Origin of the sequence: Acetobacter cibinongensis (assembly GCF_000963925.1) — a bacterium.
In the GTDB taxonomy this organism is placed as follows: domain Bacteria; phylum Pseudomonadota; class Alphaproteobacteria; order Acetobacterales; family Acetobacteraceae; genus Acetobacter; species Acetobacter cibinongensis.
In genome coordinates, this window is record NZ_BAMV01000057.1 from 1 (window position 1) to 13,845 (window position 13,845).

General features: G+C 54.3%; 8 protein-coding genes. 6 read left to right on the plus strand and 2 right to left on the minus strand.

Going from position 1 to position 13,845, the window contains the following annotated elements:
• Positions 1-452: 452 nt before the first annotated feature.
• The gene (locus tag Abci_RS13660) at positions 453-923 is read right to left on the minus strand and encodes a very short patch repair endonuclease (RefSeq protein ID WP_146807014.1); all 471 of its coding nucleotides are present in this window, start codon (positions 921-923) and stop codon (positions 453-455) included.
• The gene (gene dcm, locus Abci_RS13665; RefSeq protein WP_244877701.1) at positions 898-2,151 is read right to left on the minus strand and encodes a DNA (cytosine-5-)-methyltransferase; all 1,254 of its coding nucleotides are present in this window, start codon (positions 2,149-2,151) and stop codon (positions 898-900) included. Before dcm ends, Abci_RS13660 begins: the two co-directional genes overlap by 26 nt.
• Before the next feature lie 442 nt (positions 2,152-2,593).
• Here dcm and Abci_RS13670 point away from each other — a divergent pair, with 442 nt between their 5' ends.
• The 6 genes from Abci_RS13670 to Abci_RS13695 all read left to right on the plus strand — a co-directional run bounded on the left by Abci_RS13670 (position 2,594) and on the right by Abci_RS13695 (position 13,717).
• On the plus strand, positions 2,594-3,916 hold the full coding sequence (locus Abci_RS13670; protein WP_048839727.1) for an MvaI/BcnI family restriction endonuclease: 1,323 nt from the start codon (positions 2,594-2,596) through the stop codon (positions 3,914-3,916).
• 248 nt (positions 3,917-4,164) lie between these two features.
• Complete coding sequence (locus Abci_RS13675; RefSeq protein ID WP_048839728.1) at positions 4,165-5,784, plus strand: nuclease-related domain-containing DEAD/DEAH box helicase; 1,620 nt, start codon at positions 4,165-4,167, stop codon at positions 5,782-5,784.
• Between the two features lie 65 nt (positions 5,785-5,849).
• Positions 5,850-9,035 carry a hypothetical protein gene (locus Abci_RS13680; protein ID WP_048839729.1) on the plus strand — a complete coding sequence of 1,062 codons (3,186 nt, stop codon included), beginning with the start codon at positions 5,850-5,852 and terminating at the stop codon, positions 9,033-9,035.
• Positions 9,032-10,810 (plus strand): DUF1998 domain-containing protein, encoded by a 1,779-nt coding sequence (drmB, locus tag Abci_RS13685; protein ID WP_048839730.1) that lies wholly within the window; start codon positions 9,032-9,034, stop codon positions 10,808-10,810. Before Abci_RS13680 ends, drmB begins: the two co-directional genes overlap by 4 nt.
• A gap of 7 nt (positions 10,811-10,817) precedes the next feature.
• Positions 10,818-12,197: an AAA family ATPase gene (locus Abci_RS13690; protein ID WP_048839731.1), complete on the plus strand. Its 1,380-nt coding sequence runs from the start codon at positions 10,818-10,820 to the stop codon at positions 12,195-12,197.
• Positions 12,194-13,717, plus strand: a complete 1,524-nt coding sequence (locus tag Abci_RS13695) for a hypothetical protein (protein ID WP_048839732.1) — start codon at positions 12,194-12,196, stop codon at positions 13,715-13,717. The genes Abci_RS13690 and Abci_RS13695 overlap by 4 nt, the downstream gene beginning before the upstream one ends.
• The last annotated feature ends 128 nt before the right edge of the window (positions 13,718-13,845 follow it).

The window sequence follows — 13,845 nt, forward strand, 5'->3', positions numbered from 1 at the left end:
GTTCTTGATGCAGGATTCACTGGTTGCGGGGGCACGCAAGCACCGATGCCCACATTCACTTCAAACAGCAATATAATTGTACAATATCAAATGCCTAATAAGGCAAGCCATGAAAGGCTCATGGTTAATTTTCACCCAACTATAGCCTCCCATTGAGAAAACGACAGTTGATTGAAAAACGCCCCATCTGCAACCGTTGAGCCCGGTCGGTCGCCTGCTGATCATAACTAGCGAGCGCCGTGAAGAGAGAGATTCGGACTGAATTGGACCACGCTGAGGCGGGTCAATCGGGAGGTGCGACTGATTGATCGCGACCCTAGTGAGACAAGCATCTGACGGATAGAGCCATTCAGTTCGTGCTGATTGGATCTTTCCGGACGGGTTTCAACCTCGGTCAGTCTTTTTGCCACGCCCCCCTCAAACTGATCCGAAAGCTATCCCCGTCTCACCAGTTACTGTCCTCTGATTTCAAGTTCAGATGCATCCGACTTCAGCCATGATGCACAGGTATCAAGGATTTCTTCCATTGAAAGACGTCCTTTCCCCCGCATCGCGCATTCCCATACGGTTCCCACGCGCCAGCCAGCATCACGCAGAACAAGCTGCGTACGCGCGTCAACAGCCCTGTTCCGCTCAATCTTCGTCCGCCAGAATTCTGTCCGGCTGCCGGGAAGACGGAAAAGATGACAGTCATGTCCATGCCAGAAGCAGCCATGCACCAGAATGACAGCATGGTATTTCGGGAAAACCAGATCAGGGGTTCCGGGCAGTTTCCTGTCATGCAGCCTGAACCTGAAACCAAGAGCATGCAGCCCCCGCCGCAGCATCATCTCGGGTTTTGTGTCTTTCCCCCGGATGCCGGACATCATCCGGCTGCGCTGTTCCGGTGAAACGATATCAGGCAACAGCCATGCTCTGATCATGAGCAGGTCTCATGCCTGAAGTCCCATCTCTGCTATCCCTGCGCTCCCGTGCCAGGGCCGAGCGTATGTGGGGCTTCATGGCATTGGCCAGGAACTCGATGACCGGCACCACAACCGCATTTCCGAACTGGCGATAGGCCTGCGTATCCGAAACGCCAATGCGGAACCGTCTGTCGCCACGATCGAAACCCATAAGACGCGCGCACTCCAGCGGTGTGAGACGGCGCGGCCGTTTGCCCTCCTGGCGGATCAGAATTTCGGACCCGTCCTTGAAATAACGGGCGGAGAGTGTCCGTGCCACATCATCCGGTCCGCACAGTCCGAAGCCGAAACCGTTACCCGCAGCAGCATGTTTGGCCTTGTAATTCTGAAGATAATTCCACAGATGTTCCGTAAGGGTATATTTTGGTTCCACCTCTGCATGCGGCAGAAGGATTGAGTCCAGTCTCGGGCCTTTTTCTACCGGTGGTACAACCAGTGATTTCAGATCAAACTCTGTTTTTTCCCTGAATCCGACAATAAAAATACGCTCGCGTTTCTGTGGCACCCATGATGCGGCACTGATCACGCGGGTCTGCACATGATAACCGAGTTCTTCCTCGAGAACGTGCATGATCGTAGCAAAAGTACGCCCCTTATCGTGCCGTTCCAAGTTTTTGACATTTTCCAGAAGGAAGGCTGCCGGCCGGTGATGGGCGATGATTCTGGCTGTATCGAAAAACAGGGTTCCCTGCGTGTCACACAGGAAGCCATGAGGCCGACCTAAAGAATTCTTCTTGGAAACCCCGGCAATCGAAAACGGCTGACATGGGAAACCTGCCAGCAGAACATCATGTTCCGGAATCAGGGAGGGATCTTCTGCGAACGGACGGATATCCCCGCTGATCTCATGGTTGTCCGGATAGTTCAGAGCATAGGTCTGCCGTGAAAATCTGTCCCATTCGGATGTAAAGACACATCGACCGCCGATTTCCTCAAAACCGATCCGCAGGCCGCCTATACCGGCAAACAGATCGATAAAACGGAAATCAACCCTGTCTTTTTCTTTTGCCCGGAGGCGTTCATCGGCAATGCGACGCAGGAAATTGAGAGACGTCCGGCTCGCCGTGCCGGGGGTATTCTCATAACGGTACACCGTCCGTTCTCCCAGCCCCAGCTCTTCAGCCGCCTGATGCAGAGTAAGGCCTGCCCGATCGCGCAGCAGGCTGAAATCGGTCCGGGATGGCATGGGCATTCTTTCAGATCAGGATCGCACGAGGTTTATCTCTGCCCTGATGGCAGAATCTGTCCCAGAAAGCAACCCCTGTTCCTTATATGTTCCAAATGCAGCAACACGGTTCCAAGCATCCAACAGATATGTTGGCAGGATGTCGGCATGCCCGCCGCGTTCTGCATACTGGACGTGTCACGGTTTAGTTCCGGACCATTGGTTATCTGTTAAGCGGCGTTGGCCGTCCACGCGGAAGGGTTTCTGGCGGACAAAGATCGAGCGGAATATGGAAAATGATAGCCGCGCAAGCCGGGCCCTGCTGGCCTCTGGCTGGCGGGTCGCCACGGTTTGGGAATGTGCCCTAAAAGGCCGCACCCGGCCCGACTTTTCCGAGGCTATGCAGCACCTGGTCGCCTGGATAAGATCGGCTGAGAAGACTATGACTGTTAGGGGCAGATAATTGGTCGCATCACTGAAGCAATTTTTAGATCTGATGCGCTACTATGGCGCTCATCGTATTTATGCAAAACATTTGTCGCCCAATGATAACTCGAAGAACCAAGTATATCTGGGTGGTGGCTTTGCAGCACTGAATGTCATTCCGCATGGCGAAGTCTACACAGACGCTTCTGAAAAGGCCGGCAGCGTGCGCGACCGCGCCAAGGCCGATGTCGAATTTTACTGGATCAATGAAGAAGGCAGGCACCGCGCACCTGACGCAAACCTGATCCTCTATCCCAAATATCCCGAAGTAAGGATGTCCGGCTTTCTAAAGGGCTGCAAGGGGGCACCTTCAAAGCTCCTCACCGTTCGCGATGAAGGACGGATTATGTTCTTCGGCGTGACACGAGACGGCGTCGTCCTGGGCTATGTCACGGATGCCGATGACCCGATCACAAAGGAACTGACGGCAGGCAACTGGCCGATGCTAGGCGTCTTCACCGAATTGCCGCTCAGCCTGGATCTACCTACCGATCCGAAAACTATCCTCCTTGATGAACTGCGCCGCATTTATCAGCTGAACTGGATCATGTCCCAAAAGCTGGCGAAAGACGGTACGAAGGCGCCCTATGCAGCCCGCAATGGGGGCGGCTATACTCTTGAAGCCGAGCTTGGCATTACTCCCAATGGCTACGCAGAGCCGGACTTTATGGGCTGGGAAGTGAAGCAATATGGCGTGAATAATTTCACAGCGTTCAGGCCGAAATCGCCGGTAACCCTTATGACGCCGGAACCGACAGGCGGTATCTACAAAAGCGAGGGCGTGGCAGAATTTCTGAAGCGTTTCGGCTACGCGGATCAGAGCGGCAAAGAAGATCGCTTCAATTTTGGCGGCCGCTATGACTGTACTCGCGGTCACCACCATCTAACCGGGTTGCGCATGACCCTGACGGGATATGATGCTGCGACTGGCAGGATATCCGATATCGAGGGCGGCATGGCTTTGGTCAGTGCGACCGACGCTGTTGCTGCGTCGTGGACTTTCAAGAGCCTGATGGCACACTGGAACCGGAAGCATGCGCAGGCGGCCTACGTGCCCTCCTTATCCCGAACACCGCCTCCGGAATATAGCTACGGGGCACAGGTTCTTCTTTGCGAGCAGACCGATTTTCTGCTGTTCCTCAAGGCTTTTTCGACGGGGGCGGTGTATTATGATCCGGCTGTTAAAATCGAAAAGGCTTCGTCAGCAAAGCCGGACATCAAGCGGCGCAGTCAATTCCGGGTCGCTCATGCCGGTCTGACCCAGCTTTATCAGAAGAATGAAACCGTCCTCCTTTACTGAATAATAATTCCGGAAAAATTCGCGACTGTTGGTTTGGCGGGTTCAAGCTTGATGCGGCAAGATTGGACCATTGCTGAGGCGCAAGAAACTTCTTCTCTTGCACGGCATTGCCAGCATGATGGGGCGCTACGGGTATGATTTCCGGATTTCGCAATCAAAGGCTTGTCTTTATTAAATTTTTATAAGTATTTTACATGATGCTAATATCCTGAGAGGGCCGCATATGCCTTCAACTAATGGTGGCCTGAATGAAGTTATTTCCTAGCGTAATCTTTCGTGATGACACATCAGACGGAGAGCGGCGTGCGCGATCGCTTCTGGAAAAAATGCCCGCCTCCGATGGTGCTTTTGCGATCCATTCGCTCAATCTCCCTGAGCATGAGTATAAGCGCTATTCTGAAGCTGATTTTGTCCTAGTCGACCAACGCGGCGTCCTTGTTATTGAGGTGAAGGGGGGGGTTGTGCGCCACCACGAAGGGGAGTGGCACTTCACAAATGGCCGAAGTCAAGGCAGGACGAAGTCGGAAGGGCCACACCAACAGGCGGAAAGCGCCGTCCAAGCAGTACGAAACATGCTGCGTCGTTGCGGTGTGCGTCATATGCCTTCGGTCTTCGGATGGGCTGTAGTTCTCCCCTTCACTGACTGGACCACAGATCATCCTGAGATACCTGTTGAGACCATTATTGCTCGTGCGGGGTGTGAGGAGGCTACTACCTTCGCAGCCTCGATCGATCGCGCTTTTGCATACTGGAGGAAGCGGTCCGAGCAATCGGGGCGCACAATCTATCCAATCGACACACAGGATTACCTGCAGTCGCTGCTTCCCGAGTTTCAATACTCTCCTGCACCGGCGAAATGTGCAGAAGCAGTCTGGTCAGATGTGGTCCGCCTCAGTAAGCGTCAATGTCAGATTCTGGAAGGAATGGATCGAAACCCCCGCTTACTGGTCGAAGGAGGGGCAGGCACTGGTAAAACCGTTCTTGCCAATGCTGCTGCCAGAAGCGCGCTAGGCAATGATAGCAATGTCTGCTTTGTTATCGGCGCGCCACTACTGGCGGCCTATCTTGCGAAAGGGCTCCCTGGCGTGACGGTGGTATCCGCCGATCAGCTACAAAAACTTCCGTCGGACGCTTTTGACGTACTCATTGTAGATGAAGGACAGGAACTGGTGACGCAGCAGGGCTTAGCCGGAGTGGGCCGCGTTCTGAAAGGCGGTCTGGAACAGGGGCGCTGGCGCTGGTTTATGGACCCTGACAACCAGTCGATGTGTAATAAAGTGGATCCCGACAGCCGACGCCGTCTGCAAGATCTAGCAACATGCTGGACCCCGCCTCACAATGTGAGATCAACACGCGAAATTGTGAAACTCGTTCAGGAAGCGCTCGGCGCAGACATTGGCATCTCGGAGATCGACGGACGCGGCGTAAAACCACGGGTCGAAGTCAAAACCAGTGACAGGGATGCGCTTGACTGGGCAGCTGACTACATCAGAGGCAAGATCGAAAGCGGTGTGGATCCTAAGGACATCGTGATGCTCGGAGCACCACAAGACCTACCGGAAATAAGAAGATGTCTAAGGTGGCTACCCGACAGTGAAGCAATCATTGTTTGCGGCATACAGGATATCGAAGCGATGCAACAGCGGCTCATCATCACCGATCCTATGACCTTCCGCGGGCTTGAACGCGCGTGGACAATTATTGTCGCCACAGAAGCATTTACTAGGCTCGAACACAGTGAAAGCTATCTTTATGTCGGCATGACCCGCGCGAACGCTGGCTTAGCTATATCGCTTGGGCCGGCTGGACGGACTTGGCTCTACAACTTCTATTCCCGCGCCGCAGTCATGACGGGTGCGACAAAGTGAGAGAAACCGTTCGCAACAGTTCGCCCCGACTTACTAACGCTGAGAAATTTACGGTCCGTTCGGAAATGATCGATCTGCTCCGCGCGGAACTGGTAGGCCCCTGTGGCGGGGAAGATGAGAGCCTGCGTGAACGGCCGGACAAGCGGTATCTCATGGGGATGCTATTTCCGCGCAATGCGGTGGCCGGACAGGTCGTTCATGAAGAAGTCAGCTCGGCCGAAACTGATAATGGAGCCGACACGGATGACGAATCTGGCATCGATTCCCCCACTGACCTCATGTTCCAGCGCCTCCCAGCGTCTGTCGGCTTCTCATTTGCCGTCGCGCAGCAGGGACATATCACACTCGATGTTTGCGCATCTGCTTTCGGTTACACTCAGGAAGCTGATCCGCAGCAACCGAAAAAAAGGATCTGGCAACGCAGACCGCTGACTCCTGATGGCACAGAGACCGTTCGGGTAAATCTGGACGGAACGGAACCGTTTCGCGATACCGTTCTTAACGGCCGCGCCAGTCTCTACTGCGTGCTTCGGCCGGGCCCCGCAGGTTCCCGGATTGTCACAATCAGTCTGGTAAATGAAGCAACTGTCAGCGAAGGCGAGCGCTTTACTCCCGAACAATGCCTTTTTCAAATTCGGCTTGAGGCCAGTGTCCCGATTCCGGTCAGTGCTTGGCCGACACCGGATAGGCTGTTCAACGACCCAGAGGATGATGAACTTGTTCTCCAGTACCGTAACCGGCCGCCGATCGCGGTCGGGCATGGCTGTGCCGCCGACTGGAATTTTCATACCCAAGGAGGGGCGACGATCCGGGCGGAATTTCTGCCCGCGGTTGAAGTGCCTCCAGTGACAGCGGATATTGAAGGCCTGCACGAACTTTCCCGGCAATGTCTTTCCCTGCAATATGTTCAATCTGACCAGACCCCGGATGGTCACCTGCTTGAGTCGCTGGCTAGCTTTGTCGATGAATATGCCCGCTGGCGCTACTCTCTCAATAATCTGAAGACGCCGGCTTCCTCAGATGTAACGCGCATACGCATCCTTGAACGGATCGACACGGCATTGGGGAGAATGCGGCGTGGCGTTACCTTGCTCAGAAACAATCCTGAAGCGCTTAACTGTTTCCGCCTGGCCAATCGCGCGATGCTTGTGCAGATGGTTTATGCAAGCCGAGTTGCAGCGGCTGAAAAGGGGGACAAAGCCACTATATCTCCTGTGGATCCCGATTCCACGGACTTTTCCGGTCTTCGCTGGCGGCCTTTTCAGCTCGCATTTCAGCTTTTGTCCCTAAAAGGACTTTGGGCACCCAATGATTCCGAGAGAGACATCGTAGATCTCATCTGGTTCCCCACCGGTGGTGGCAAGACTGAAGCTTACCTTGCAGTGGCGGCGTTCGAGATGCTGAGACGCCGCCTCTGCGAAGGGGAAGCAGGTCTCGGCACTACCGTTCTGATGCGGTACACGTTGCGGCTTCTTACACAGCAGCAATTCCAGCGTGCCGGTCATCTCATATGTGCGTTGGAAATGCTGCGCCGGAAGGATGTAAACAGGCTTGGAGGCGAGCCTTTCAGCCTCGGACTCTGGGTGGGCAATAATGTAACGCCCGGCAGCGCAGCGAACGCTCATGCCATTTATAATAAAGAGCTGTGCCAGCAAGTGGGCGCGGTATCCAACCCCTTTACGCTTTTGCGTTGCCCATGCTGCGGAACACGCATTGTTCCTCATCAGCTTGAGGAACAGGGCGCGCTTAATTGCGGAATTGTGAGCACGCAGAACGACTTCCGCTTCTTCTGTCCAGACGCTGAATGCGCGTTCCACAGTCATATACCGGTGCAGATCGTGGACGAAATCCTGTACAGTTCGCCACCATCGATCTTGCTAGGCACACTCGATAAATTTGCAATGATCGCTTGGCGAGAGGAAGCGGGCAGATTTTTTGGGCGCCGGACGAAGCGGGAAAAGAGTGTCGCGGCTCCTTCGCTGATTATTCAGGACGAATTGCATCTGATCTCGGGCCCTCTGGGGACCATTGCTGGTCTTTACGAGGCGGCAATTGATGTCACGATCGCTGCGACCGGGGCCAAACCAAAAGTTATTGCCTCCACTGCTACAACGCGGCGGGTCAGCGAACAGGGGCAGGCTCTTTATGCGCGTGAAGTAGAAGTCTTTCCGCCAGCGGGTCTAGACGCTGGCGAGAGTTTCTATTCGACAGTCGTCGAAGGCGGCGGACCCGGGCGGCTTTACGTGGGCGCCATGGCTCAGGGCCATACGCCAACCTTCAGTAATGTCCTTGTCTCGGCAGCGCTACTTTCAATTATCCCCAGGCTGGGCCTGTCAGCGGAGATCGAGGACGGGTGGTGGACACTGGTGGCCTATCACAATAGCCGGCGCGAACTTGGACGCAGCCTCACCCTCGCTCGAGACGATATTCCCGCCCGGATTGCCGCAGTCTACGGTCGCTCAGGACCTGGTCGCCGGGCCGTCAACCGTGTCGAAGAATTATCTGCAAATGTAAAGGGAGAGGAAATTCCACAGGTCTTGGAGGCACTTGGACGGCCCAAGACAATGGGTAATGTGGTCGATTATCTAGGCTGTACGAACATGCTAAGCGTCGGCGTCGATGTCAGCCGGCTTGGACTTATGCTCGTCCTTGGCCAGCCCAAAACGGCATCTGAGTATATTCAGGCAACCTCTCGTGTTGGGCGGGATAGCAGACAGTTGCCCGGCGTCGTACTATCGCTCTACATGCCGACAAAGCCACGTGATCGGTCGCATTACGAGATGTTCAGGCCATTCCACGAGGCAATGTACCGTCATGTTGAACCATCTAGTGTAACGCCTTACGCACTTCCCGCCCGAAAACGGGCCCTCCATGCCTCAATTATCTCCGCAATCCGGATGACCACAGACCTATCATCAAACGACTCTGCATCTGCATTTACTTCTTCAAATCCGCAGGTCAGGCAACTTCTCAATCGTCTTTATGAGCGTATGCGAGCAGCCGATCAAAGCGAACGCATTGGAATCGCGCAGGCAGCCAGCGAGATAGAAGACTGGTGGGGCGCTTTGGCTTCTCCAGGCCTTAGATACACGACAGCCCAAAACGCGAGAAATTATCGGGCCTTGCTGAAACGATATGGAGAAGAAGGTCACGCAGAGGCACGCGAGACTCTTCAGTCAATGCGCCACGTTGATATCAGCGTCCGGACGAAAATTGTCGGCCTCAAAGCGACGGAGCGGAAAACACGATGAAATACGAATTAAGGGCAAATCAGCTGATCGGCGCCGGAGGGGTCGGAGCGATCGTCGATATCGGCGATGAATCTTTTGTGGTCTGCGATACAACGCAGTGGGGCGCGCCTAGTCAAGACATCAGCCATCCTCCCATGGAGCAGCGGTTGCGTCGACGTCTGTGTCCGCCTCCGGCTGCGACCAGAGAATCGCGCGGGGCGGTCCCGCTCAAAAGATTTCCTGGAAGCTTGTTCTGCAACCGGCCAGCCTGTCGAAGAATTATACTTCGCTGGGACGAAAAGAAACACGGCAGTCCCGATGGCAAGCCCAAGTGTCCGTTCTGTGGGCATGAAGGAAGTCTGGTTCCCATGCGCTTCGTTGCGGCCTGTCGTAACGGCCATCTTTCAGACGTGCCATGGAACCGTTGGATCTCCCATAAAAAGGATACATGCTACTCCCAGCCACAGCTTAAGCTTGAAGTTAAGAACAGTGGAACGGGCGGGCTAGAGGCTCTGTCGATTCATTGCTTAGGATGCAACGAAAGCAGACACATGGGATCGATCACAGCTCAAGATTCCATGAAACGGATCGGCGCCCGCTGTCCGGGACATCATCCTTGGATGTGGGACCAGAACGCATCCTGCAATGAAGAGCTTGAAGTCCTTCAGCGTGGTGCAACCAACCTGTACTATCCTGTTACTGCCTCGGCGCTATCGCTCGAAGCCGAGTTACAGGATGAAACTGATTTTAAAGCGATCAAAGCTACAGGGGAGTTTGGTCTTTTGCAGACCATGTATGCCGCTGTTGCCAGCCAAGGCAATTTCTTGCCTCCGCATATTGAACAGATGATCGAACATGTCGCCACAAAACATAATGTCAGCAACGACGAGATTCGGGAGCTCCTGCTTGGAGGTGCCGACGGACCGACAGATCCTAAGACCAACGAAGTAACTTGGAACGAGGCTGAAGTTCTCGCCGAAGAATGGAGTTTTCTGAAGTCTGACCAAGCAGCTCATTGCAGAAGAGAGGATTTTGTTTGCAAGGAGAGTGATCTGCCGCGCTTTCGGGGTAAATCACCCTTTGACCGAGTGCTGCTAATCGAGCGACTTAGGGAAGTACGGGCGTTCCTCGGATTCAGGCGCATTGAACCTAGCGCTCTGGAGGTAAGCCCCGAGGCCGGAGGCAGCTTCGCGGGCACCCGAGCTTGGCTCCCCGCTGTCGAAGTTTTTGGTGAGGGCATTTTCCTCAGCTTTGATGAAGACTGGGTTGCCGACTGGGAAAGAAGGCTGGCTCAATACCCCGAAGAAGTGGCACGTATCGGAGCGTTGGAAAATGTGCGCAGCGCCGAAAGTTTCTGGTTTCTCCCGGCCATTGATGCGCGTCGGATCGCAATTCACACGCTTGCCCATCTGCTCATGCGCCAGCTTGTCTTCGAATCAGGATATTCCTCGTCGGCTCTTCGCGAACGCATCTACTCCGGACCTGGAATGGCAGGGCTGCTGATCTATACGGCTGATGGGGATTCAGAAGGATCGCTAGGCGGCTTAGTGCGACAAGGGCAACCAAAGCGCCTTGCCGACACGATCCTGCTAGCCTTAGATAAAGCAACTTGGTGCTCGGCTGATCCCGTATGTAGCGAAACCGCAGGTCAAGGGCTGGGTGGCTTCAATAAGGCGGCATGTCACGCCTGCTGCCTTGTACCAGAAACCTCCTGTACGACCGCGAATACTCTGCTGGACCGTACACTTCTGCTTGGAACGGGAGGGCTGCCAGGCCTTCTTGGCGACTTGGTCTAGAAGCGCGATGCGTTTCCCCAATTCCCGCGACCTAAACGAGGAACAAGAGGATATTTACCTCTATGCTCCCCATGACGGGAGAATGCTGGTGACAGGTCCACCCGGCACCGGTAAAACCGTCCTAGCAGTGCTCAGAGCTCTGGAGGTTGCCAAATCTCAAAAGACCCCCGTTGTCGCGATGTTCAATCGCGTACTGGAGTCATACACGTCTTCGCGTATTCCAGAGAGTGCCCGCAAGCATTGGGAAAATATCCGCTTCACAACAGTGCATCGCTTGTTCGCCCAAATATGGAACGGACTGGCTGTTCCTCCATCTCTGGGCGATGATTGGATATATCTTGCTACGTCCTACGCAGAAAAGGACGATGCCAAAAGCTGTGGTGCCGTGTGGGACCCTGAGAGCTGGTATCCCGGCCGCCGCAAGAAAGGCTGTTGGAAGGTCGAAAGCGCCAGATTCTTCTCAGTTCCTGAGCTGTTTAATCGGTGGAACCCTAGGGCGCAGATGCCAATATCTGAAGGGCAAGCGCCTGATATCGACTGGCACTGCTATGCGAAAGCACTCTTTGCGCATGCCCAAAATCTTTCATGGGCCAGTCTCGATTTCGACATATTGATCATTGATGAGGCGCAGGATTTCCCGCCCGAGTTCTTTGACCTCATCTACGTAATCAGCCTTGGCGTTCTGGGAAATGTCCGCAAGCCATCCCTTATGATCCTGGCGGACGAGAATCAGCGGATTACCGAGCGCAACAGTACAATCGAAGAAATTCGGGCGAAGCTGCATATAAGCGATGACCGGCATTACCGTCTGACCAATAACTTCCGCAACACCCTCCAAATCGCACAGGTTGCGCGGCATTTCTATGCAGGAATGGCTACCGGTATTCCAGCCCTTCCAGAGCGCACGGGAATATTGCCTGAGCTAAGACGATGTCCCGATATTGCTTCGGCTAGTGGCAGAATTCTGCGTTATGCCGAAAATAATCCGCTACATGAAATCGGAGTCATATGCTTGGGCAGGGATGCCAACCGAGCCAGCTATTTCCGAGAATTGTCTAGGACAGCGCCGACCTCACTTCCTGTGCAGACCTATTCATCAGTGGAGGCGGGGCATCGCACTGCCAAGGAGTTATCATTCGACACACCTGGAATTTCCATATTCAATAGCAGTAGTTGCAAAGGGCTCGAATTCGATGCCGTCTTCATTGTTGGCCTACAAGAGGAGACCGCACGCGATGAGATGCGCGACTTTCTGAGAATGAAGCTTTATGTGATGACTTCCAGAGGGCGAGACTGTCTGTTCCTAGTTTGGATAGGTTGTAAGGGCGATCGGTCTGCCGTTCTCGATTTGATGCCCCAGACACCGTTGGTCAGGATCTATGAATGAGTAATGAGACCACCGCTTATTATCTGCCCACAAATTTTCGGGAAGCATTCACCATTCTCGAGAGCTACCGTGTGGCACCATGCCCGGGCCGGGGCATGCGCCACATTAGTCAGCGGCCCGTGCTGAGCGATGGGCTGAGGGAGACAGAAGGGGTAATTATTACAGCAGGAAAACCCGGTGAATTCCCTATCCTTTTGGAACTAAAAGACTCACTTTCCCTCTCCCAAGCGGATGCATCATTTCAGACCGACGTCCTTCCGCTCGCCAAGATCCATACAATGGTATTCAGGCATCAGGACGAGCTTGACCTGTTTGCTAGCAAATCATTCGATAATGCATCGATGGAAGGGGTTCCGGTTGCGGTTTGCCCTGCGCTTTTTTCGCTTCCGGGTGATGCCAGATTCCTAGCCGGTCCAAAATCTGCACAAGTCGAAACCGCCGGCTGGAAGTATGCCGATCAGATTTGTGGCCTCGTCGCGGCGGTTCTAAAGGCCGCAGACGTTCACCCTGCGGCACGATCTATACCAGTTGTAGCCATGGTTCCCGGTTTTAAGCCCGCCGTCATTCTCGAATTAATCTCGCGAAACCCCGATGCTCGCGACCCGGCCCAAGCTCTGGCAGGACTAATGCGACGCTATCACGGACAAATAGGCCTCGATCCGCTTAGGCTTCTGGATGACGCGCTTCTAGTTCTTCGGAATACTGATGTAGAGCCTAGAAAGCTCGCAGCATTTGATCGGCTGGTCAGAGGAATTCTTGCTTCCGATTTTACGCGCAGATCCGGAAGCCTGAGCGACGACGGCGACGTCCCTCTCCGGGCTCTCATGCTTGTCATTCAACGTGAAAGTACTGCAGATATTCTTTCCGACAGGATCAATGGTGAACTTCCTGGGCCGCTTGTATACACTTTTGCGGCGATGTTGGCAGGTATGCGTGAAGGGCTTGCCCACATGCCGGTGGACATCAAGGGGCCTTACGCGTCTTTATTAGGTGAGCTTGGAGCGGCGGCAGAAGGACATCCGGATGATCAGCCTAGACTGTCGGAAATTCTAGGGCGTCTTGGAAATTGCGCTCAGTCAGCGGCTCCTGAAATCGAAAAGGCCGTCCAACCATGTCTGGAAAACAGTGCCGAAACAACGTGTTTTCAGGGGGCAGAGGTAACCATTCTGCCAGTCTGTACCTGGCCCACGCCAGCTGTTGCACGCAGGATTTTTGAGGCACTTTCCGATACGCCTGCAAACTGGAGGATCGTTCTGGCTAAGGACGGCGAACTTGTACTCAAGGTCAGTCACTATGCCGCCGACGAAACCTTTAAGTCTGCAGAAGCCGAAATTGAGGCTGCAAAGGTGTTCGTTGCAAATTGCACCCAACGAGCTCGCCGAAGAAAGCGTGCGGCCGGGAGCGTACGACCCGCTGCGGTACCGGACAGCACACCCAAAACTCTGCCAGGGCTACTGGACACTCTTCCGAGTGCTAAAACGTCCCGTAACGCCAAAAGGAAAAGGCCGCCAAAATTGTAAACCTGTGGGTACTCTAACTGCGTCTTGAAGAGATAGACCAAGATGTCGTTCAGCTTAGGCTCAGGACTTGTCTTATGAAATCCGGGTCGCTGTATGTGCGATAAAGGCAGCAGTCAGGAGGTGGCCAC